Annotated in this window: 17 protein-coding genes; 12 read left to right on the top strand and 5 right to left on the bottom strand. The window is 64.6% G+C overall.

Annotated elements, in window-relative coordinates; genetic code table 11:
• Nucleotides 1-57: 57 nt before the first annotated feature.
• Both panL and NTU39_RS16965 read right to left on the bottom strand, forming a co-directional pair.
• A complete protein-coding gene (gene panL / locus NTU39_RS16970) occupies nucleotides 58-2,280 on the bottom strand; it encodes a TonB-dependent pandorabactin receptor PanL (RefSeq protein WP_150663232.1) in 2,223 nt (740 codons plus the stop codon).
• Nucleotides 2,281-2,418: 138 nt separating this feature from the next.
• Nucleotides 2,419-5,043 (bottom strand): penicillin acylase family protein, encoded by a 2,625-nt coding sequence (locus NTU39_RS16965; RefSeq protein WP_444511747.1) that lies wholly within the window; start codon nucleotides 5,041-5,043, stop codon nucleotides 2,419-2,421.
• A gap of 151 nt (nucleotides 5,044-5,194) precedes the next feature.
• On the opposite strand from NTU39_RS16965, the gene NTU39_RS16960 reads away from it, so the two are divergent.
• The 5 genes from NTU39_RS16960 to NTU39_RS16940 all read left to right on the top strand — a co-directional run bounded on the left by NTU39_RS16960 (nucleotide 5,195) and on the right by NTU39_RS16940 (nucleotide 10,908).
• Complete coding sequence (locus tag NTU39_RS16960) at nucleotides 5,195-6,085, top strand: ABC transporter ATP-binding protein (RefSeq protein ID WP_150663230.1); 891 nt, start codon at nucleotides 5,195-5,197, stop codon at nucleotides 6,083-6,085.
• Nucleotides 6,075-8,180: a pandorabactin ABC transporter permease subunit PanO gene (gene panO, locus NTU39_RS16955; protein ID WP_444511834.1), complete on the top strand. Its 2,106-nt coding sequence runs from the start codon at nucleotides 6,075-6,077 to the stop codon at nucleotides 8,178-8,180. Before NTU39_RS16960 ends, panO begins: the two co-directional genes overlap by 11 nt.
• Nucleotides 8,170-9,171, top strand: a complete 1,002-nt coding sequence (locus tag NTU39_RS16950) for an ABC transporter substrate-binding protein (RefSeq protein ID WP_444511746.1) — start codon at nucleotides 8,170-8,172, stop codon at nucleotides 9,169-9,171. Before panO ends, NTU39_RS16950 begins: the two co-directional genes overlap by 11 nt.
• A 75-nt stretch (nucleotides 9,172-9,246) precedes the next feature.
• Entirely contained in the window at nucleotides 9,247-10,362 is a 1,116-nt protein-coding gene (gene panQ / locus NTU39_RS16945; RefSeq protein WP_257958106.1) for a pandorabactin biosynthesis N-acetyltransferase PanQ, read from the top strand.
• Between the two features lie 225 nt (nucleotides 10,363-10,587).
• Nucleotides 10,588-10,908, top strand: coding sequence for a hypothetical protein (locus NTU39_RS16940; RefSeq protein WP_150663226.1), 321 nt, complete (start codon nucleotides 10,588-10,590; stop codon nucleotides 10,906-10,908).
• Between the two features lie 38 nt (nucleotides 10,909-10,946).
• Here the strand turns inward: NTU39_RS16940 and panU are convergent, their stop codons facing one another.
• Nucleotides 10,947-11,564, bottom strand: a complete 618-nt coding sequence (gene panU, locus NTU39_RS16935; protein ID WP_150663225.1) for a pandorabactin biosynthesis N-acetyltransferase PanU — start codon at nucleotides 11,562-11,564, stop codon at nucleotides 10,947-10,949.
• Between the two features lie 90 nt (nucleotides 11,565-11,654).
• Entirely contained in the window at nucleotides 11,655-12,326 is a 672-nt protein-coding gene (gene panV / locus NTU39_RS16930) for a pandorabactin biosynthesis transcriptional regulator PanV (RefSeq protein WP_150663224.1), read from the bottom strand.
• A gap of 337 nt (nucleotides 12,327-12,663) precedes the next feature.
• Between panV and NTU39_RS16925 the strand changes: the two genes are divergently transcribed.
• From NTU39_RS16925 to NTU39_RS16895, 7 genes are all read left to right on the top strand, one after another.
• Nucleotides 12,664-14,637 (top strand): AMP-dependent synthetase/ligase, encoded by a 1,974-nt coding sequence (locus tag NTU39_RS16925; RefSeq protein WP_257958105.1) that lies wholly within the window; start codon nucleotides 12,664-12,666, stop codon nucleotides 14,635-14,637.
• A gap of 70 nt (nucleotides 14,638-14,707) precedes the next feature.
• Nucleotides 14,708-15,514, top strand: coding sequence for an ABC transporter ATP-binding protein (locus tag NTU39_RS16920; RefSeq protein ID WP_257958104.1), 807 nt, complete (start codon nucleotides 14,708-14,710; stop codon nucleotides 15,512-15,514).
• 80 nt (nucleotides 15,515-15,594) lie between these two features.
• The gene (locus tag NTU39_RS16915; protein WP_039397508.1) at nucleotides 15,595-16,509 is read left to right on the top strand and encodes a branched-chain amino acid ABC transporter permease; all 915 of its coding nucleotides are present in this window, start codon (nucleotides 15,595-15,597) and stop codon (nucleotides 16,507-16,509) included.
• Between the two features lie 78 nt (nucleotides 16,510-16,587).
• Entirely contained in the window at nucleotides 16,588-17,664 is a 1,077-nt protein-coding gene (locus NTU39_RS16910; RefSeq protein WP_150663222.1) for a branched-chain amino acid ABC transporter permease, read from the top strand.
• An 80-nt stretch (nucleotides 17,665-17,744) separates the two neighbouring features.
• Entirely contained in the window at nucleotides 17,745-19,079 is a 1,335-nt protein-coding gene (locus NTU39_RS16905; protein WP_174984340.1) for an ABC transporter substrate-binding protein, read from the top strand.
• 61 nt (nucleotides 19,080-19,140) lie between these two features.
• Nucleotides 19,141-19,953 (top strand): ABC transporter ATP-binding protein, encoded by an 813-nt coding sequence (locus NTU39_RS16900; protein WP_039397512.1) that lies wholly within the window; start codon nucleotides 19,141-19,143, stop codon nucleotides 19,951-19,953.
• 81 nt (nucleotides 19,954-20,034) lie between these two features.
• Nucleotides 20,035-21,273, top strand: coding sequence for a phenylacetate--CoA ligase family protein (locus NTU39_RS16895; protein ID WP_233326189.1), 1,239 nt, complete (start codon nucleotides 20,035-20,037; stop codon nucleotides 21,271-21,273).
• A 79-nt stretch (nucleotides 21,274-21,352) separates the two neighbouring features.
• On the opposite strand, the gene NTU39_RS16890 is transcribed toward NTU39_RS16895, so the two are convergent.
• Entirely contained in the window at nucleotides 21,353-22,729 is a 1,377-nt protein-coding gene (locus NTU39_RS16890; protein ID WP_257958103.1) for an MFS transporter, read from the bottom strand.
• Between the last annotated feature and the right edge of the window lie 32 nt (nucleotides 22,730-22,761).

Raw genomic sequence — 22,761 nt, 5'->3', positions numbered from 1 at the left:
AAGCGAGGCCAGTTCATTGGCCTCGCTTTTTTTACGACCTTTCAGACGTCCAATGACTTACCAGCTGTACTTGGCCGTGCCGAGAATCGTGCGACGTGCACCATAGGCGCACTGTGAGGTCGTCACACACACGACGTAGGTCTTGTCGAAGATATTGCTGCCGTCGAGCTGGAAGCGCCAGTGCTTGTCCAACTGGTAGTGCAGGCCCAGGTCGACCAGCGTGCGCGACGGCGCTTGTCCGGCTGTATTGGTCGCGTCGATGAAGGTCGGTCCGACGTAACGAATGCCGCCGTTAAAGCCGAAGCCCTTGAGCACACCGGCGTGGAACGTGTAGTCGGCCCACAGGGCGGCGGCCGTGCGCGGTTGCTGCGGCGGTACTTTGCCCAGCAGCGTCGGGTCGGTCGTCTTCGAGTTGGTGATGTTCGTGTTCGTGTACGAGCCGATCACCTTCAGGTTGTCGGTGACTTCGCCGACCGCTTCGAGTTCGAAGCCCTTCGAGTGCTGCTCGCCCGTCGTGATCGAGAACGCCGTGTTGGCCGGATCGGGCGTGAGCACGTTCGTCATGCGGATGTCGAACAACGACAGCGTGACGAAGCTGTTGTAGCCCTTCGGCTGGTACTTCACACCGACTTCATACTGCTTGCCCTTCGACGGGTTGAACTGGTTGCCAAAGCGGTCCACACCGACGTTCGGCTGGAACGATTCGGAGTAGCTGAAGTACGGTGCCAGCCCCATGTCGAACAGATACGTCAGGCCAGCACGATAGGTCGCCTGCTGGTCTGCCTGATTCGACGAGCGGTTCGTCAGCCGGTTGTAGACGTTCTGTGCCACCCAGTCCTGACGTACGCCCAGCGTGAGCAACCACTTCTCGTACTTGATCTGGTCCTGGAAGTAGAGGCCGCCTTGCGTGAAGCGAGAATCGGAATCCGCTGCCTGACGCGTCAGACCGAACACGGCCGCGCCGTAGTTGGGGGAGAAGATGTCGAGCTGGTTCGCCGCGCTCGCCACACCCTGACGCATGCTGCGATGCTCGTTGTAGTAGTAATAGTCGAAGCCGAAAAGCGCCACGTGCGAGAGCGGACCCGTGGTGAATTTCGTCTGCAACTGGTTATCGATGGTGAGCACATCCGTCTGACGATAGTCGGCAAACGGCAACCGGTTGATCAGTCGCGTGCTGCCCGGCGCGAAGCCCAGACCGTAAGCGTTCGTGTCGACTTTGTAGTCGAAGTACGAATAGCGTGCAGCCTGCTTGAACGACACCTGATCGTTGAAGCGGTGTTCGAGCTGATAACCGGCGAACACCTGCTCGCGCTTGATGTTGTCGTAGTTCGGGTCGCCCACGAAGCGGCCGACCGGAATCTGACCGTTCGGGTTCGGGAGCACCGTGCCGGACGCGGGCAGGAACTGGCCGAAGCCGAGCTTATCGCGCTGGTAGCTGGCCTCGAACGTGATCGTGGTCTTGTCCGTGGCCTTCCACGTGAGCGACGGCGCGATGTAGATGCGGTCGTTCGGGGTGTAGTCGACCTGCGTGTTGCTGTCGCGGAACAGGCCGACGAGGCGGTAGAGCACGCGGCCGTCGGCGTCGAGCGGGCCGCTGAAGTCGAAGGCCGCCTGCTTGTTCTTGAACGAACCGGCCGAGAGCTGAATTTCGTGAAGCGGGGTCTCCAGCGGCTTCTTCGTCACCATGTTGATCAGGCCGCCGGGCGTGTTCTGCCCGTAAAGCACCGACGACGGTCCGCGCAGGATTTCGATGCGCTCGAGGCCGTACGGATCGAGCTGGAATTCTGTCGCCGATTGCAGACGCGTGCCGTCCATGAACAGGCCCAGCGTGGACGCCGAGAAGCCCCGAATGTTGATCCAGTCGAAGCGCGTCTCGAAGCCTGCGTTGTCCGGCAGCACACCGGCGCTATATCGCATGGCCTGACTGACCGACTGCGCGCCCAGATCCTGAATCATCTCCTTCGGAATGACCGACACCGACTGCGGATTCTCGATGAGCGGGGTATCCGTCTTGGTACCCGTGGTACTGCGCTTGGCGACGATGCCATCGACCGGCCCTGCGCCGTTCTCCGGGGCGCGCTCGGCGCTGACCTGCGTGGGCGAGAGCGCGACGTCGCCCTGCTGGACGGTGGTCTGCGCCCACGCACCGTGGGAGAGGGCCAGCGGCGCGAAGGCAAGGCTTGCGGCCAGCGCGATGTGACGGTGGATTGGGTGGATCGGGCGATGGATCGATTGCAGGCGACTGGCCCCCCGGCCACGTGCGCTCCCGTAGTGCTTCATCTAAGACTCCTAGGTTTTTATCGAAGACTGAGGCGACGTGCGCACTCGAATCCCCGGGCGACGGCACCTATCGAGTAGTGGACGAACCAACTGGTCGGATATTTAGGGGGGCATCATCGGCCTCTCGTATAGGCGGCCTCATTGCGACAGATGCAGCACGCTGACGGTGGCCGCCGCAACGTCGGCCTCGGTGAACGGTGCGGCCTGCCAGCGCTTGTCGGCCCACGCTTGCAGGGCAGTCGCGTTGCGCGGATCGTCGCGGTCGTCCGAGGGGCCGGAGGCGTCGAGGGTGGCGGCGGCGACGCGTCGCGCCGGATCGTCCGGGAACGAGACGACCTGGAGATACGTATCGCCGCGCGGTGCCGTGTCCATGCCGTAGCGGTCGGTGCCCATGCGGGCGTCGGCGCACATGATCGAGAAGTAGCCCGCGATGTCGCAGCCGCCCGACAGGCCGATGCGACGTCCGCCGCGCGTGGCGAAGAGCGCTTCGTCGCGTCGGCTGCCGAGCGCCAGTCCCATACGTTGCATCTCCAGCACGGCCGCGCCCAGCACTTGCGCGAGCGACGCGCTGTCTGCGGAGAGTCCGGCGGGCGACGCGACAGGGTGCGCTGCATCGAACGGTTCGGCAAACGCCCGGCGGCCGGTGGCGTCGACGCCTGCGAGCCGGATCCAGACGGCATCCCACAAGTTCGCGCCCCGGGCACTGCGCTCGCCCGTGCCGTCCCACGCGTCCAGCACGCGACAGGCGGGCGCGAGATCGACGGTCTGCGGCGACTTCAGCGGTTTGCCGTCGATGGGGTCTTGGGTGATAAGCACGTCGAAGCGTTTGTCTTTAAGTTCGACCGCTGACGGGCAAACCCGCGCGAGGAGCGACTTGCGAGTGAGGTCGGCGGACAGGGGGGCGGCGCGCAGCACGGACTCACGTACGGCCTGCGTCGTGACCGGACCTGCGGCGCGCAAGGCGGCGATGCGTTGCAGGCCCGCGCGGCTGCGCAGCGAAAGCGGCGCGTTGCTTTGGCCGAGCACACTGCTGAGACGGGCGAGGGGCGCATGCGGCGCGGCCAGCCACGCGCTGTCGTTCATGTTGGCGACGACCGTGTCGCTCATGATGTCCGGCATCTCCCGGCGGCCCAGCGTGCCGGGCAACGGGCTGTCTGGCGCGGTTTGCCATGCACAGGCGCTGCGGCTGCCGTCGAGGACGGGCAGGCCCGGCGCGGCCTTCGCGAAGGCCAGTCCTGCGGGCTTTGCTGTGCAAGCGGCCGACAACGTGTCCGGCACGCCTGGCACCGGGCCGATGTCGCCGAACCACACGCGCGGGTCGCGTCGACCAATGGCCACGGTGTTGACCCACGGATTGGCCGCATCGGTGCGCATGCCGGACGCGAACGCATCGAGCGAGTCGGCCTGTGCCATGCGCAGGTAGTGGTCGAGCAAGCCGAAGTTGTTCGCGTTGGCATCGCGCAGGACCAGTGCCTGACGCGTCGTCCAGCCGAGCGCCGGGGACATGGCCGAGAGATTGACGACCGGCCCGTCCGCCGTGCGATACAGCGTTCGTGAGACGGTCGACGTCTTGCCCTGCGCATCGCGCACGGGGACAGTCACGGACACGCGCTGCATGGCTTCGGTTCGGCCGTCGATCCGGTAGCGGGTCGGGTCGGACGGATCGAGCGTGAGGGCCATGAGGCCGAAGCGTCGCGCACTCGAGACCGTATGCGTCCACGCGACGTTCTGCGTGAAGCCGATCATGACGAACGGCGCGCCGAGCATGCCGACGCCGGAGACGTCGAGCTGGCCGGGGATCGTGAGGTGCGCAGGGTACAGCCGGTCGGGGCCCTCCCAGTACCAGTGCGGGCTGCCGTACAGGATCGGCTGACCGTCGGCGCTCAGCGACGCCCCGAAGGCAAACGCGTTGCTGCCGACGCCCGCATCGTTGATCGATGCCAACGACGTCGGGGGCACTCCGGCGGGCAACGATGTTGCGATCGTGCGCACCGGGCGTGATCGTCCATTGATCGCCGCACTGGCCGAAGGCGGCCGGGCCGTCGCGATGGCGGTGATCTGCGTGGCGGCGCTCGCGGCGAGGGTGGCGGCGTAGAGACGGCGGTAGACGTCGTCCTCCGTCACGGTGCCTAGCTGGCGCATCCAGTCGGCGTTACGGCACGCGGTGTGCTGCGCGGCGTCTGTGCCCGCTCGCACGTCTTGCAGATAGCGCGTCACACCAGCTGCGAAGCCCTGCGCCAGCTCACGTCCGCGCGGCGACTGGGCGGCGCGATACCGGTCGAGGGTGGCGGCATCGAACGTCAGACGAAAGAAGACGTCCGCATCGAGGTTGTTCGGCTGGCCGAAAGTGGCGCGCCGGGCAACCCGACCGTCCGCTCCGAAGGCCAGCGAGCGCTCGCCACGAAAGGTCACGATGCTCTCGGCGAGTGTGCAGAGATTGTCCTGCGCCTGCGCGTAACCGAAGCCATAACCGAGGCCGCCCCAGTTGTCCGCGCGAACATGGGCGGTGCCGTCGGTCGTGCGACGCACATCGGCGTTGTAATGAGCGGAAATGGACGGGGCGTGGGATTCCGGTTTTTTTGTCGTTTCGGCGGCCTGATGCGTCGGGGGCGTGGGTGACGTGCATGCTGCAAGGCACAGGGCGACGGTGGCCAGTCCGGTACGCAGGGCGCTGGGCGATATCGGTGGGGAAGGCAGATCAGTTAAGGCGGGACGGGCAGGGCGGGCAAGAATCAGGCGCGACGGCTGGGGCGATCGGGACATGGGTAAATATGCCGGTTGGTGATACGTCTTTTGAGCGACGAACCACCACTTCCGGAGTTTAGGCGGCGCGCGCTCACGCCGACCGTCGAGACGACTGGTGCCCGATACCCGTACTTCCACCGGTCCAGCAGCCGCCAGACCGGCATTGAACATGACCGAATCTCTGACGCCTGCCGCAGGCGCGTCGTTGCGCGCGGAAGGCCTTAATGTTGCTGTGGGGGCCCGCAACGTCCTCACTCAGGTCGACGTGACCTTCGCCGCAGGCCGTGTGAGCGCGCTGTGCGGCCCAAACGGCTGCGGCAAGAGCACACTGCTGCGCACGCTGGGCGGCCTGCTCAAACCTGTGTCGGGCCGCGTATGGCTCGACGACACGCCACTTGACTCGCTGCGTGCGCGCGAGCGCGCGCGTCGCATCGCGCTGCTCGCTCAGACCCCCGGTATGCCGTTCGGCATGACCGTCGCCGAACTCGTCGCTTGCGGCCGCTACAGCCACACCGGCATGGGCGGACGCCTCGGGGAGCGCGACAACCTCGCCATCGAGCGCGCCCTGCATCTCATGGAACTGGAAACGCTGTGCACGCGCGACGTCACGGCATTGTCCGGCGGCGAGCGTCAGCGCGCGTTCATCGCGATGGCGCTGGCGCAGGAAGGCAACGTGCTGTTGCTCGACGAGCCGACGACGTATCTCGACGTGCGCCACCAGATCGACATCCTTGCGCGTATTCGCGAACTCAATCGCGAGACGGGGATGACGGTCGTGTGGGTGCTGCACGACCTGAATCAGGCCGCCGCCTTCTCGGACGCCATGCTGCTCATGCGTGACGGCAAGCTGGTCTTTTCGGGCACGCCCGACGAGACGATGGACCCGGACCGTCTGATGGCAGTGTTCGCCACGCCGATGCAACGCATCGACTTTCAGGGCTTGCCGATGTGCTTGCCGGTGCTGGGCGGGCAGGGGGGACGTAGTGACGTTCGCGAGCGGGCGGAGATCGGTGGTCCGAGTGTCCCGAATGGATTGAATGGCGGTCGACATGGCGGCTGAGCGTACGGTGGGGACCTTGCCCCTCGCGCGACGCCTCACGGTGCCCGCGCACGCCGCGCCGCGTCAGTACGCGCGCCGCACACGTGCGTTATTGGGCGGATGGCTGGCCCTTGCGCTCGCCATCGTCGTCCACGCGCTGGCGAACGACGCGTGGCCGGGGGCGGGCACGGTCGCACAGGCGATGCAAGGCGGGCCGAGCGGCATGAATAGCGACGCCACGCTCGGCTGGTTGCTGTTTGTGGACGCATGGATGCCGCAGATTCGTGCGGGCCTTGCCGCCGGGGCATGCCTTGGACTGGCCGGTGCGTTGCTCCAGACCATCACGCAGAATCCGCTCGCATCCGGCGAATTGCTCGGGGTGTCGGCGGGCGCGCAGATGGGGTTGATCGTCGCGTTGCTCGTGCCCGGCCTCGCCGTCCTGCCGATGATGCTGGCGGGCGGTGTGCTGGCGGCGCTGTTCACGTTCGCGCTCGCGGGCGGCACGCGCACGACACCGCTGCGTCTCACATTGGCCGGGGCGGCAAATGCGCTCGCGCTCTCGGCGTTATGCATGGTCGCGCTGACGCTCTACACCCGTGCGGCCGTGGGCGTCGTGCAGTGGAGCACGGGGTCGTTGCAGCAGTTCGGCAAACGCGGGGCGGAAGAAGCGATGTGGTTGCTGCTCCCGGCGGGCGTGGCCCTGCTGGCGTTGCTGCATCCGCTCGGACTGGCGCGGTTTGGCGAAGCGCAGGCGTCGGCGTTGGGGCAGCGAGTCGGCGCGGTGCGTGTCGGGACGATTTTGCTCGCTGCCGTGCTGTCCGCGATTGCCATTGCGCTGGCAGGGCCGGTCGGCTTCGTCGGGCTGGCCGCACCGAATCTGGTGCGTCTGATGGGGGTTCACCGGCCCGCATGGCTGATTCCGCTCTCGGCGTTGTGGGGCGGCGCAATGCTCATCTTCACCGATGCCATTGCGCGCGCGCTGGTGACGTTCGGTGCGCTGCCGGTCGGCGTGATGAGCGCCGTCATCGGTGCGCCCGTGCTGTTGCTGTTGCTTCGCTACGGCCTGCCCGCGAGCACTGCGGAAATGACCGCCCCGATGGCGGCTGGTCATCGTGCGTCGAACCGGCGACCGATGGCCGTGATCGCGGTGCTGGTGGTCGTCGCGCTGATCGCCGTTACCGGACTGACGCTGACGATGGGTGTGCTGTCGTGGCCGTCGGCATGGCAGTGGCGCGATGTGTTCGATCCGCACACGGCGGCAGGCATGCTGGTGGACCTTCGTCTGCCGCGCAGTCTGATCGCGATGGGCGCTGGCGCATTGCTGGCGGGCAGCGGCGTGTTACTTCAGGGGGCTTGCCGGAATCCGCTGGCCGGGCCGGAACTGCTGGGCGTGAATCAGGCGGCAGGGCTGGCGGTGCTTGCGCTGCTACTGGTGTCACCCGATGCGGCCGCACGCTGGTCGATGCCCGCTGCGTGGGCGGCCAGCGCCGGGGTGCTGGCGATTGTGCTCGGCGTGAACGCGCGCTGGGGCCTGGCGCCGATGCGGGTGATCCTGACAGGCATGGCGCTGGCCGGTCTGCTCGCGGCGCTGGCGAACCTGCTGGTGCTGCAATTCCACGTGCATGCCACGCAGGCGCTGGTATGGCTCGTCGGCAGCAGTTACGGGCAATCGTGGCACGGCGTTCGGGCGTTGCTGCCCTGGCTGGCAATCTGTCTGCCGCTCGCGGTGTACGCCGGGCGATGGCTCGACCTGCTGAGTCTCGGTGACGAGACGGCCGAGGCGCTGGGCGTGCCGGTCGTGCGTGCCCGTCTCGGATTGCTGGTGCTCGCGAGCGCGATGGCTGCGGCGGCGGTGGCGACTGTCGGTCCGGTGGCTTACGTCGGATTGATCGTCCCGAATGCGCTGAGATCGCTGCCGCTGACCGGCACCCGCGACCGTATCGTCACGGCCGCGCTGGCGGGGGCGTTGCTGCTCGGCGTGGCCGACTTGTTCGGCCGGACGTTGTTCGCCCCGCTCGATTTGCCGCTGGGCATCGTCACCGCTGCCGTCGGCACGCCGCTCTTCCTATGGCTGCTCTCCCGTACTTTCCTGAGGTCGCATGCGCATGCTGGTTAAATCCTTTGGGGGCGTGCCTGTGCGAATCTCACGTCGTCGCTGCCTGAAATACCTTGCCGCTGGCGCGGCGGCGATCACGGGCGTGGCGGCGCTCGACGCACACGCGCAGAACTATCGCGGCCTGTTCAATCGCGCGTCGCCCGTCTTGCCGACGAACGCCCGCCGGGTCGTCTCGCTGGAGTTTCTGTTCACCGAGTCGCTGTTGGCGCTCGACGTCACGCCGGTCGGGGTGGCCGATCCCCGTGGCTACACGCAGTGGGTTAAATATCGCGCAGACCGGCTGGGCGCGGACAGCTCCGTGGGCACGCGCGAGCAACCGAATCTCGAAGCGATTGCGGCGTTGCGTCCCGATCTGATCATCGCGTACGCCTATCGGCATGAGCGGTTGTTCGACGCATTGGCGCGTGTCGCACCGACCGTCGTCTTTAACGTCCAGCCCGCCGAGGGCGAGGGCGACGCGCTCGACCGCATGCTGGCCATTTTCCGATCCCTTGGCGCCATGACGGGGCGCGCCGATGCGGCGGCGCAAATCATCGCCGCTAGCCAGGCGCGCATTGCCGAGGCGCGCACGAGTGCGCTGCGCGACGGTTTTCGCGATGCGCCGATTGCGCTGCTCAACGCCAACGCGGGCGGCGGCAATTTCTGGGCTTACGACAACAAGGACATGATCGGCGCGCTGATCGGGCATCTGGGTGCGCGCAACGCGCTCGGGTGGCTCGACGAGCGTCAGTCGATGGTCAATCTGTCGCTGGGCGATCTGGCGCGGCATCCCGAATGGTCGCTGATCGTCGTCGACAACGGCGCCGCACCTGCGTATCAACTGCCGGTCTGGCGGGCGTTGCCTGCCGTGCGCGACGGACGTGTTGCGTTTCTGCCGCCGTCGTGGGGGTTTGGCGGACCGGTGTCGCTCGATCGGATTACCGGTCTCGTGGGCACGGCGTTCGCATCGATGGCGCCTGCCATGCGCGCGAGGGCTGCGTCTGGCGTATGAATGGCGTCTGAATTCTGACGGATGCCGTGGCGGCGTCCGGCTTGGCTGAGAGGAGATCGAATCGTGTCAATTGCAATGACTGCCCCTGTTGAATCGTCCGCTGCGCATGACGGGCGTTCTGCACCTCATGATCCCTACGGCGTCACGCTGGCCGACGGCCATCGGTATCACGCGAGCGGGCCGGACGATGGCGTCGCCCGCGCCGGTCAGGACCTCACGCTCTGGTGCGATGCGCGTGCCGTTGCCGTGTTTCAGGTCAGCGAAGCGGATGACGCGATAACGCTGCGGGCGAGCACGCAGCACGACGCCCATCTGCCCGTTCAGGCGCTGCTGCCCGTGCTGGCGGCAGTGTTCTGTCGTCACAAGGCGTGCAAGCGGGCCAGTGTGGTGTGGCCGGGGACGGGTGTCGACCCCGAGCTGGCGGCGTGGCTAGTCGCCGCGGTTCGTGACGGCGTGGGCGAGCAGTTCTCCCAAGCGGATGGTGCGAGTGCGTTGCAGGTCTCGCGTCAGACGTTCTGGCAGCACCCGGCGCAGTGGCTCCAGGGGCCGTCATCGGCCGGGATGGCCCAGCAGTATCGTGTGTCGGACGGCAAGCGCCATCCGTTGCGCGCACCGAAGCCGGTGGGTGAGGTGTACCGGCGTCATATCGCGCGACTCGGCACGAGCTTCAGCCTGCGCGCCATCGATCAGCCGGGTGACGTCGAACGCTTTCATGAGTGGATGAACCTCGACAGCGTGGCGCACTTCTGGGAGCAGACGGGCACGCTGGAGGAGCATGCGCAATATCTGGCGAAGATGCAGGCCGATCCCCATACCGTCACATTGTTCGCATGTTTCGACGACGAGCCGTTTGCTTACTTCGAGGTGTATTGGGCGAAGGAAGATCGCATCGCGACGTTTTGCGAGGCGGCCGACTACGACCGAGGTTTCCACTTGCTGGTGGGCTCGACGCGTTTTCGCTCACCCGGGCGCACCGAGGCGTGGCTGCGGTCTATCGTCCATTACATCTTCCTCGACGATCCGCGTACGCAGCGCATCGTCGGCGAGCCGCGCATCGATCACGACCGCTGGATCGCCTATATGCAGGGGCAGGGCGCAGCCCGCCTGCGTGAGTTCGATTTCCCGCACAAGCGCGCCGTGCTGATCGCCTTCGAGCGTCAGACGGTGTTCGAGCAATACGCGCCGTGGTGAGGTCGGAACGGACAGGTCCGTGTGGGTGTCTGCCGATCAACGACCTTGATTACTCCGATATCTGCGTGCCAAAACCCGCCTGATTGTCGAATCCGGTCACGACACTGTCGATTGACGCATCATCGCTGGCGGTGAAGCGGAAGTTTCCGTAACTCTTGGCGCGTGTTCTTGCCCATCATGTCGAGTCGCCCCGCCCCGGGGCGACTTCGCTAAAGGAGGCTCGACATGAACGCGACACGTGTGGACTATCAACGCTGGATTTCACTCAGACGGCGGGTGCCCGCGAACGAATATCCCGTGCATCCGCTCCCGGACCGGTTGCCGCGACGCGGGTATGTCGTCTGGTTTTACTTCAGAAACGAATTTTTCGGATCGCAGTTCGACAAGAAAGCGAAGGCTTATGTGTGCGACCACGTCCGCAACCCGTGGGAAGCGGCGTTCCTTGAGACGAAAGCCGAAGCGCTCGATATCGCCCGGCGCATGGTGTGCCCGTGTCTGGTACTGTACTGCGCCGGACCGTCCGCTGCGGTCACCGCCGTGGCCTGAGCGCACGGACCGGAATGTCCGACGGGTGCCGCGCGACGTCAGCCCGACGTGCCCCGCGCAAGACGCTCTGCCAGGGCGGCCTTCACTTCCGGCCATTCGTCGTCGATGATGCTGAACCGGACGGAATTGCGCTTGCGTCCGTCGGGCATGATCCGTTCGTGTCGGACGATGCCCTCTTGCTTTGCGCCGATACGCAGGATCGCGGCGCGCGACTTTTCGTTGAGTTCGTCCGTCGTGAATTGCACGCGCACACAATGCATCGTCTCGAAGGCATAAGTGAGCAATAAGGACTTCGCTTCGGTGTTGATGCTGGAGCGCTGCGCCGAAGCGCTGACCCACGTGTGTCCGATTTCCAGCTTTCGATTCGCTCGGTCCACCTTCCAGAAACGGGTGTGGCCGACCACGTTGCCCGTCGCCGTCGAAACGATGACGAAAGGGATGACGGTGCCATCAATGCGTCCCTTCAATGCCCGGTCGATGTAGGCATCGACGGTATCGGCGCTCGGTACAACGGTCACTTTCAGATTCCACAGCTCGCCGTCGGCCGCCGCAGCAACCAGCGCCTGTGCGTGATGACGTTCCAGCGGATGGAGTTCGACACTGTTGCCGAGCAGCGTGGGACGCAGTGCGTCGGCAGGCGTTGCATGGATAGACATGGGAAGGGCGCGGTCGTGACGGAAGAAAACCTGCAAAACGACGATTCTGCGCCCACTCCGGCGCCCCGGCAAGGCGTCGAACATGGGGCTTTACATGCCGAACTCGCGCAACCCTTCCAGATCGAGAATAGTCAGCACGCCGTAATCGACTTTGACCAAACCCGCCTGCTCCAGCACCTTCAACGCAAGGTTGACGCGCTGGCGCGAAACGCCCGCAAGGTAACTCAGTTCCTCTTGTGAGATCTGCACGGTGTTGTCGTCGGACGGATACAGGTTCGGATTGAACATCGACGACAGCGAACGGGCGACGCGGGCATCGGTATCGAGCAGACGCTCGTGCTCGACGGCCGCAATGAATTGCCCCAGCCGTTCGTTGAGTTGCAGCGTCAGAAAGCGATTGAACGGAATGCTCGTGTCGAGAAGCCAGTCGAAGGTGGCGATGGGCATATGCGCGAGCACCGAGTCGCGCAGCGCCATGACGTCATATTTCCGGATCTCGTGCTTGAGCACCGACCCTTCCCCGAACCACGCGCCGGCTGGCACGCCCGTGAACGTCACTGTTTTGCCGCTGGCCGACGCTGTCGTGATCTTCACCAACCCCTCGATCACCCCGAACCATGCGTGCGTCGGGTCGCCCTTGCGGCAAACATAGCCCCCGTTTTCGACCGGACGCACCTGAATCTCCGCCACCACGCGTGCGCGCTGATCGGGCGTCAGTCCTTGCGCCCAGGCGCTGCGCTGCAACAAGGTTTCGAGCGACATATAGGGACTTTCCCTTGATTGTCATCCTGGTGACAAATCCGCCGTGAGCCATGAGGTATCTTCGCCTTGCCTGGCAGCGGCGAGACAAGCATTCCTGGCGGTCTGAACACGACGCCGAAGCACAAGTATAGAAGCTGACGCTTGCCCGGCATATCGGTAGTCGCCGTAGTCGTTTCACCGAAGTCGCTGCAGACGCTGTATGGCATTCCAAAGCAAAAATAGCGCCGCTTAGAGGCGCTGCGAGCAGTAAGGAGCGTGTCACGAGCACGCACGCCGACCGAGCCACGCCACTCCCCCTCGACAAATGTCGAAACGTGGCGAGACACAGGAGACTGGCATGCAGGAGCGGACTACCTTCCCGCGATTGTTGTTGGCCCATGCCGCGACACGGGGCGCCCGCACGGCGTATCGGGAAAAAGATCTGGGGATCTGGCAAAGCTGGAGCTGGCAGGAGGCTGCGCATGAAGTGCGCATGCTCGCCTGCGCACTCGCCGCTGCCGGGTTCAAGCGTGGCGACAATCTGGCTATCGTCGGCAATAACCGGGTGCGCCTGTACTGGGCGATGACAGCCGCGCAAGCCCTCGGGGGCGTAGCCGTGCCGCTGTATCAGGACGCCGTTGCTGCCGAAATGGCGCACGTGCTCGAAGACGCCGAGATCGATTTCGTCGTCGCCGAAAATCAGGAGCAGGTCGACAAGCTGCTGGAGCTGCGCGAACACGTACCGCACCTGTCGCACATCATCTACGAAGACCCACGAGGCTTGCGCAACTACGATGCCGCCGGGCTGCAATCGTATGCTTCGGCGCTGGAGCAGGGGCGTACTTTCAACGCGAAGCATCCGCGCTACTTCGACGATGCCGTCGCTGCCGCTAGCCCCGACGACACCGCCACCATCCTCTACACCTCCGGCACCACGGGCAAGCCGAAGGGCGTCTGCCACTCGCACGCCGGGTTGATCGGTGCGGCGTATCACGGCAGCACGTTCGACCGGCTTGGCCCGGGGGACGAAGTGCTGTCCTATCTGCCGATGGCCTGGGTTGGCGACCACCTGTTTTCCTATGCGCAGGCGCTCGTGGCTGGCTTCACGGTCAATTGCCCCGAATCGCCCGACACGATCTCCACCGACATGCGCGAGATCGGCCCGACCTACTACTTCGCGCCGCCTCGTGTGTACGAGAACGTGCTCACGCAAGTCATGATCCGCATGGAGGACGCGAACCGTCTGAAGCGCAAGATGTTCGCGCACTTCATGGACGTGGCGAACCGCTGTGGGGCGGCCGTGCTGGATCGTCGCCCGGTCTCTTGGCTGGACCGTCTGCAATACGCGGTCGGGAACCTCTGCGTATACGGCCCGCTGCGCAACACGCTCGGTATGAGTCGCATCCGAACGGCTTACACCGCCGGTGAGGCCATCGGCCCGGATCTCTTCCGCTTTTACCGCGCGATCGGCATCAACCTCAAACAGTTCTACGGTCAGACGGAGACGTGCGCGTACGTCTGCCTGCAACCGGATCGTCAGGTGCGATTCGACAGTGTCGGCCCGGTCGCGCCCGGCATGGAAATCAAGATTGGCGATAACGGCGAAGTGCTCGTGCGCGGTGTGGGCTTGCTCAAGGAGTACTACAAGCGGCCTGATGCCACACGCGAAGCGCTCGATGAGGGCGGCTATTTCCGCACCGGCGACGCGGGCATCATCGATGCCGACGGCCATCTGCGCATCATCGACCGCGCCAAGGACGTCGGCAAGCTCGCCTGCGGGTCGCTGTTCGCGCCGAAGTACATCGAGAACAAGCTCAAGTTCTTCTCGTATATCAAGGAGGCGGTGGCCTTCGGCGACGGACGCGACGGCGTCTGCGCGTTCATCAATATCGATATGGAAGCCGTGGGCAACTGGGCCGAGCGCAAGCACCTCGCCTACGCCGGTTACATCGATCTCGCCAGCAATCCGCTGGTCGCCGAACTGATCCTCGGTTGCATCGAGCAAGTCAATGCCGATCTCGCGAAGGAGTCGGCGTTTGCCGCCGCACAGATTCAGCGCTTCGTGATTCTCCACAAGGAGCTGGACCCGGACGACGACGAACTGACGCGCACGCGCAAGGTGCGCCGCGCGTTCATCGCCCAGAAATACGACGTGCTGATCGACGCCTTCTACACCGGCAAGTCGACGCAGTTCATCGAAACGCGCGTGAAGTTCGAAGACGGACGCGAGGGCAGTGTCAGCGCCACGCTCACGATTCATCCGGCGCGTGTGGTCGGGGTGCGTGCGCCCGTCGACGACCCTGCGCCTGCGAAGTTGCGCTGCGCGGCCTGATTGACCTGACCGACCTGGCACCCGACAAACCCAACGCTACCCCCGTCCCGGCATTGCCGCAGGAGAAGGTATGAGTGAGCACCGCAAGACTGGCGAAGTATTGCTCGATTTGCAGCACATCAGCTTGTCGTTCGGCGGCGTCAAGGCGTTGACGGATATCTCGTTCAACGTGATGGCGCACGAGATTCGCGCCATCATCGGCCCGAACGGCGCAGGCAAGAGTTCGATGCTCAACGTCATCAATGGCGTCTATCACCCGCAGCAGGGCACGATCGTCTTTCGCGGCGAAGTGCGTCAGCGCATGCATCCGACGTCTGCCGCACGGCAGGGCGTGGCACGTACGTTCCAGAACATCGCACTGTTCAAGGGCATGTCCGTGCTCGACAACATCATGACGGGACGCAACACCCGCATGCGCGCCGGACTGCTGGCCAGCGCCCTCTGGTGGGGCAAAGCGCGTCAGGAAGAGATGGTCAATCGCGCCAAGGTCGAAGAGATCATCGACTTTCTCGAAATTCAGCACATCCGCAAGACTCCGGTTGGACGTCTGCCGTACGGCCTGCAAAAGCGTGTCGAGCTGGCGCGCGCGCTGGCTGCCGAGCCTGAACTGCTGTTGCTCGACGAGCCCATGGCGGGCATGAACCTCGAAGAGAAGCGCGACATGTGCCGCTTCATTCTCGAAGTGAACGAGGAGTTCGGCACGACCATCGTGCTGATCGAGCACGACATGGGCGTGGTGATGGACATCTCCGATCGTGTCGTGGTGCTGGACTACGGCAAGAAGATCGGCGACGGCACCCCTGCCGAGGTTCGCGCCGATCCTGAGGTGATCCGCGCCTATCTCGGCGCAGCACAAGGCATGCCTGCGGCAGCGTGATCGTCAGTAAGGCTATCGGAAGCCTCGAGCACCGAACATCGAATGGCAGTTGACTGAGCGTTGGCACACTGGAGACATCGATGCAGTTCTTCTTCGAAATCCTGATCGGCGGGCTGCTCTCGGGCGTGATGTATTCGCTCGTGGCGCTGGGCTTCGTCCTGATCTTCAAGGCGTCCGGCGTGTTCAATTTCGCGCAGGGCGCGATGGTGTACTTCGCGGCCTTGTCGGTCGTCGGTCTCATGGAGCGCGGCTTGCCGCTGTGGGCGGCGGCCATCGGCGCGTTCGTAGTCATGGTGCTGATGAGCATGGCGACGGAGCGCTTCGTGTTGCGCAAGCTGGTGAACCAGTCGCCGATCACGCTCTTCATGGCGACTATTGGTCTGTCGTTTTTCCTCGAAGGTCTGGCGCCGCTCCTGTGGGGCAACGAAGTGCGTCCGTTGTCGCTGGGCATCGTGGACGAACCCATCGCCTCGATCATGGATTCGACGGGCGTGCTGGTGAGCAGCTTCGACCTCGCGGCCGCCGGGATCGCGGCGGTGCTGGTCGCGCTGCTGGCCCTGTTCTTCAAGGCGACGAGCATCGGCCGGGCGCTGCGGGCGGTCGCCGACGACCATCAGGCGGCGCTCTCGCTGGGTATTCCGTTGCAGCGCATCTGGGTGGTCGTGTGGAGCGTGTCGGGCTTCGTCGCGCTGGTGGCGGGCATGCTGTGGGGCTCGCGCAACGGTGTGCAGTTCGCGCTCACGATGACGGCGCTCAAGGCGCTGCCCGTGCTGATTCTCGGCGGCTTCACGTCGATCCCCGGCGCGATTGTGGGCGGGCTGATTATCGGTGCGGCGGAGAAGCTCGCAGAGATCTACGTGCCGCAACTGCTGCAAAGCCAGTTCGGCGGTAATTTCGGTGGTATCGAGGGGTGGTTCCCGTACGTCTTCGCACTGCTGTTCCTGCTGGTACGCCCGGAAGGGTTGTTCGGCGAACGGCACATCGACCGGGTTTGACCCGGCGGCTGACCGCACCAGTCATTCGAATCATTCGAATCGGAAAGCACGCGCAAGCATTCATCGCAGAGGCCACACATGTTCTATCGCGAAGCTGGGCAGTTCAAGACGTCCTACGTTGCCGACAGCCAGATTTTCCCGATCCGGCAGGACCGGATTGCCGTTTGCAGCCTGCTGGTCGTGGCGTTCGGCATTCTGCCGTGGATCGCCACCGAGTACTGGCTGACGGCTATCCTCGTCCCATTTCTCGTGTTCTCGCTCGCTGCGCTGGGGCTGAACCTGCTGACGGGCTACGCAGGGCAACTGTCGCTCGGCACGGCGGCGTTCATGGCCGTGGGCGCTTATGCGTCCTACAACTTCCAGTTGCGCATCGAAGGCATGCCGATTCTGGCGTCGTTCGCGCTGGGTGGCGTGTGTGCGGCGCTCGTGGGCATTGCGTTCGGTCTGCCGTCGCTGCGCATCAAGGGCTTCTATCTCGCGGTGGCCACGCTCGCCGCGCAGTTCTTCGTGCTCTGGGTGCTCACCAAATTCCCCTGGCTCTCGAACAACAGTTCGTCGGGCGTGATCACGGCGCAGAAGATCTCGGTGTTCGGTGTGGATGTGGATACGCCGGTGCGCAAGTACCTGTTCGTGCTGGGCGTCGTCACGGTGATGGCGCTCATCGCGAAGAATCTGGTTCGCTCGCATATCGGCCGCGCGTGGATGGCCGTGCGTGACATGGACGTCGCCGCCGAGGTCATCGGCATTCCGCTCATGCGGGTCAAGCTGCTCGCCTTCGCGGTAAGTTCGTTCTACTGCGGCGTGGCAGGCGCGCTCTATGCCTACTGCTACCTCGGCTCCGTGGAGCCGGACGGCTTCTCGCTCGACCTGTCGTTCCGCATCCTGTTCATGATCATCATCGGCGGCGTGGGCAGCATTCTCGGCAGCTTCCTGGGTGCTGCGTTCATCTTGTTGCTGCCGATCTTTCTCGACAGCACGTTGCCAACGATTGCGACCTTCCTGCATTTGCCGTTCACCAACGCCACCGTCTCGCATATCCAGTTGATGGTGTTCGGCGGTCTCATCATCTTTTTCCTGATTGCCGAACCGCATGGGCTGGCGCGGCTCTGGCAGATTGCCAAGGAGAAGCTGCGCATCTGGCCCTTCCCGCATTGAGGTTTGCCACACCGACGGCAATTGTTACCTGTTGCCGGTGAATGTTCGGACACACACAAAACCACAGATGGAGACACAGCATGAACACGAAACAGTTGACGACATCGTTGGGCTCGCTGGCTTTGGCGCTGGCGCTCGGCACGGGGGCGGTGGGGACGTCGTTCGCACAGTCGAACGATCAGTTCATCGCGTTGGCTGACTATCGCGTTGGCCCGTACGGCGCCAACGGGCAGTCGTTCTACGGCGGGTTCATCGACTATCTGCAATACGTGAACCTGAAGAACGGCGGCGTGAACGGCGTGAAGCTCACGTGGGAAGAGTGCGAGACCGAGTACAACAACGCCAAGGGCGTGGAGTGTTACGAGCGTCTCAAGGGCAAGAACCCGGTGACGAAGGGCACGGCATATCACGTCATGGCGACCGGCATTTCTTACGCGCTGATCGACAAGACGGCGACCGATCAGGTGCCGCTCGTCATGATGGGCTACGGGCGCACCGACGCGGTCGACGGCACCGTGTTCCCGTGGGCGTTCCCGCTGGTGACGACCTACCAGATGCAGGCGTCCGCCATCATCAAGTTCCTCGCCGACAAGAACGGCGGTTCGCTTAACGGCAAGAAGATCGTCTTCCTGTATCACGACTCGGCCTATGGCAAAGAGCCGATTGTCGCGATGCAAGCCGAGTCCAAGATCAATAAGTTCAACCTGATCGAGATTCCAGTCGCACACCCGGGTAATGAACAGGGTGCACAGTGGCTGCGCATTCGTCAGGAGAACCCGGATTACGTCGTGTTCTGGGGCTGGGGTGTGATGAACCAGACGGCGCTCAAGGCCGCGCAGAAGGTCGGTTATCCGCGCGAGAAGATCGTCGGCAGCTGGTGGGCCGGTTCGGAAGAAGACACGATTCCCGCAGGTCCGGCCGCCAAGGGCTACATGAGCGCGACGTGGAACGTGGCGGGCAAGCAGGTGCCGCTGATCGCCGACATCGAAAAGGTGGTCTACGGCGCGGGCAAGGGGAATATGCAAGACCCGTCGAAGGTCGGCTCGGTGTTGTACAACCGAGGCGTCTCAGCAGCGGTGGCCACGGTCGAGGCGCTGAACACCGCGCAGAACAAGTTCGGCAAGGGGAAGGTCTCGACGCCTGCGCAGGTGCGCTGGGCGCTGGAGAACCTGAACATCGACGCGGCGCGCCTCAAGGCGCTGGGTGCGACGGGCCTGCTGCCCGACATCAAGACAAGCTGCGAGGACCACGAAGGCTCGGGCAAGGTCCGTATCCAGCAATGGGACGGCACCAAGTGGGTGATGGTGTCCGACTGGATCGAAGGCAATCGCCGGCTGATTCACCCGTTGTTCGAAGCGTCGGCCAAGCAGTACGCCAAAGAGAAGGGCATTACGCCTGCTTGCTACAAGGGCTGATGAAGGGCTGAGGATCCGCTGCCGGTCATAGGCACCGGCAGCACCGATTTCGGAGTGATGCATGGAAGCGAGTTTGCGCGTCAACAACATCGAAGTCATTTACGACCACGTCATTCTGGTGCTCAAAGGCGTGTCGCTGATCGTGCCCGAGGGCAAGATCGTGGCGCTGCTCGGGGCCAATGGCGCGGGCAAGAGCACGACACTCAAGGCCATCTCGAATCTGCTGCACGCGGAGCGCGGCGAAGTGACGAAGGGCACCATCGACTATCGCGGCGAGCGGGTCGAGCAACTGACGCCCAACGGACTGGTCAAGCGCGGTGTGATTCAGGTGATGGAGGGACGCCACTGCTTCGGGCATCTGACCATCGAAGAGAATCTGCTGACGGGCGGCTATGTGCGGCATGCGTCGCGCAGCGCGCAGCAGCACGCGTTGGAGCGCATTTACGCGTACTTCCCGCGTCTGAAGACGCGACGCAAGTCGCAGGCGGGTTACACCTCCGGTGGTGAGCAGCAGATGTGCGCCATCGGGCGCGCCATGATGGCCCAGCCGTCGATGATTCTCCTCGACGAGCCGTCGATGGGGCTCGCGCCGCAGATCGTCGAGGAGATATTCACGATCGTGCGCGACCTGAATCAGCGCGAGAACGTCAGTTTCCTGCTCGCGGAGCAGAACACGATGGCCGCGCTGCGATATGCGGACTACGGCTACATCCTCGAGAACGGACGTGTCGTGATGGATGGTGACGCGACGTCGCTGCGCGATAACGAGGACGTCAAGGAGTTCTATCTGGGCATCGCCAAAGACGGGGCGAGCAGCGCGGGGAGCTTCCGCAACGTCAAGAGCTACCGGCGGCGTAAGCGCTGGATTGCCTGAGCGCCTGCCCGTTCGGACGAGTGGCGCACTCGCGCTGCTTCGTCAATCCGCTTCGTTAATCCTCATCGTTGATCCGTTGATATGAACGACTACTTCGACACGCTGGAAATCCGTGCGCCGGAGGTTCGCGAGAAGGCGTTGCTGGCGGCGCTCCCGGCGCAGGTCTCGCATGCCCGCACGCATGCCGCCTACTTTTCCGAGGCGCTGAGCGATATCGACGCTGGCGAGATCGACTCGCGCGATGCGCTGGCCGGGTTGCCCGTCACGCGTAAATCGGATCTGGCGGCGTTTCAGGTGCGTCACCCGCCGCTGGGCGGTCTGAACGCCACGCCGGTGAGCGGCCTCGCGCACGTCTACCAGTCGCCTGGCCCGATCTATGAGCCGGACGGGCGCGGCAGTGACTGGTGGCGCTTTGCACGGGCGATGTACGCGGCAGGGTTGCGCCCGGGTGATCTGGTCTATAACACGTATTCGTATCACTTCACGCCCGCTGGCATGATGATCGAGACGGGGGCGGCACGGCTGGGGTGTTGCGTGTTCCCCGCCGGTGTAGGGCAGACGGAACTGCAACTGGAAGCCATCCGGCACCTGAAGCCGGGTGCGTATGCAGGCACGCCGTCGTTCCTGAAGATTCTGATCGAGAAGGGCGAAGCGGCCGGAGCGGACCTCAGTTGCATTCGTCGTGCCACGCTCTCGGGCGAAGCGTTGCCGCCCTCGTTGCGCGAGTGGTTCAACGGCCGGGGGATCACGGCGCGCCAGTTGTACGGCACGGCGGATCTAGGGCTGATTGCCTTCGAGAGCGACGCACAGGCCGGGCTGATCGTCGACGAGAACGTGCTGGTGGAACTGGTCGAGCCGGGCGGCACGAAGCCGGTGCCCGATGGGGAAATCGGCGAAGTCGTGGTGACGAACTTCAACCCGGATTACCCGCTGATTCGCTTCGCGACCGGTGACCTGTCGGCGGTGGAGGCGGGCATCAGTCCGTGCGGGCGCACGAACATGCGCCTCAAAGGCTGGCTCGGGCGCGCAGATCAGACGGTGAAGGTGCGCGGTATGTTTGTGCATCCTGGGCAAATCGGCGAGATCGGGAAACGCTATCCGGAGCTGGTGCGGTTGCGTCTGCGCGTGGAAGGGCGGGTGGGGGACGACCGCATGCGCCTGCTGTGCGAGACGAACGATACGCCGCCGGATGGACTGGCGGCACGTCTGCAAGAGACGTTGCGCGATGTGACGCGACTGCGCGGTGAGGTGGATTTCGTCGCCGTCGGGTCGCTGCCGACCGATGGCAAGTTGGTGGAGGATGCGCGGGCCTACGACTGACGCCGCGTACTCCCGGAAGGCTCGAAAGCGCGCGTGATATCGACGATATCCGCGCGCTTTCCTATTTCCGCCTAACGTATCACGAGAGGGCAGTGGACGACGGCGCGCTGACCGCGTCCGATGCCTGCGTTACCCGGCGGTGCTTCGTCCCGGCGAGCAGAATGCCGAGCGCCGCGAGCATGGCCGGTATCGCCAGAATCGTGAACAGCCCGGCGTTGCTCCAGCCCGCTGCCAGCAGGAGCGCCCCGCCGAAGGATCCCGCGACGGCACCAATGCGGCCGATACCCAGCGCCCAGGCCACGCCCGTCGCCCGATTCGATGTCGGGTAATACGCCGACGCAATCACGTTTGCGCACACCTGCGAGCCGCTCACGCAGAATCCTGTGATGAAGATGCCCACTGCGAGCCAGACCGCGCTCTGCGTCAGCGCCAGCGACGCCAGCGAGGCCGCCCCGAGCAGATAGGCCACCGCAACCACCTTGTACGGATGGAAGCGATCGATCAGCACCCCCAGCACGATCGCGCCCAGCACACCGCCCCCTTGCAACAGCCCGGCAAACATCGACGCCTGTTTGAGCGTCAGCCCGCTACGTTCCGCGAGAATCGGCAGCCAGTTGATGAGCAGGTACAGGAGCAACAGGCTCATGAAGAACGCCAGCCAGAGCAGTAACGTGCCGCGCCGGTAGTCGCGGTGAAACAGTTGCACGACGGGCGAGGACGGCAGGCGGTCGTCAACGGCGCTGTATGTCTGACCGGCAACGACAAGGCCCGGCGCTACGCGTTTGAGCGTCGCGGCGATCTGCGCTTGCGTGCCGCCCCGGATCGCCAGAAAGCGCACCGACTCCGGCAGCGTGAACCAGAGCACCGGCACGAGCGCGAGCGGCAGCAGTCCGCCAATCGCGAGCAGCCCGCGCCAGCCTACGCCCGCCACGAGATAGGCCGTGACCACGCCACCCAGCGCCGAGCCGAGCGAGAATCCGCAGAACATCAGCGTGAGCAGCGTGCCGCGACGTCGTTCGGGACTAAATTCGGATGTCAGCGTGATCGCGTTGGGCATCGCACCGCCCAGCCCCAGACCGGTGAGGAATCGCAGCGCGATGAGCCAGGCAACGTTCGGCGCGAGCGCTGCGCCGACGCTCGCCGCACCGAACCACGCCACGGACAGGATCAGCACCCGGCGGCGACCGATCCGGTCGGCCATCGGCCCGCTGCAAAACGCGCCGACCATCAGCCCAAGCAGGCCCGCGCTGAAGAGCGGGCCGAGCGACACCATTGATAACTGCCATTCGCTGCGGATATGCGGCGCGATGAAGCCGATGATGGCGATGTCGAACCCGTCCAGCGCCACGATCAGGAAACACATCGCGCTGATCAGTATCTGGAAGCGCGACACCGGGGCCGCGTTGATGAAGTCCCGCACATCGACTGACGTGTGCCGGGTGTCGTGCTTGTCCATGAAGTGTCTCCTGTCCTCGGGTGGCGTTTTTG

Source organism: Pandoraea commovens (genome assembly GCF_024704525.1).
Taxonomy (GTDB): domain Bacteria; phylum Pseudomonadota; class Gammaproteobacteria; order Burkholderiales; family Burkholderiaceae; genus Pandoraea; species Pandoraea commovens.
The sequence above is the reverse complement of the archived record's forward strand: the minus strand, read 5'-3'. Positions and strand labels throughout refer to the sequence as shown.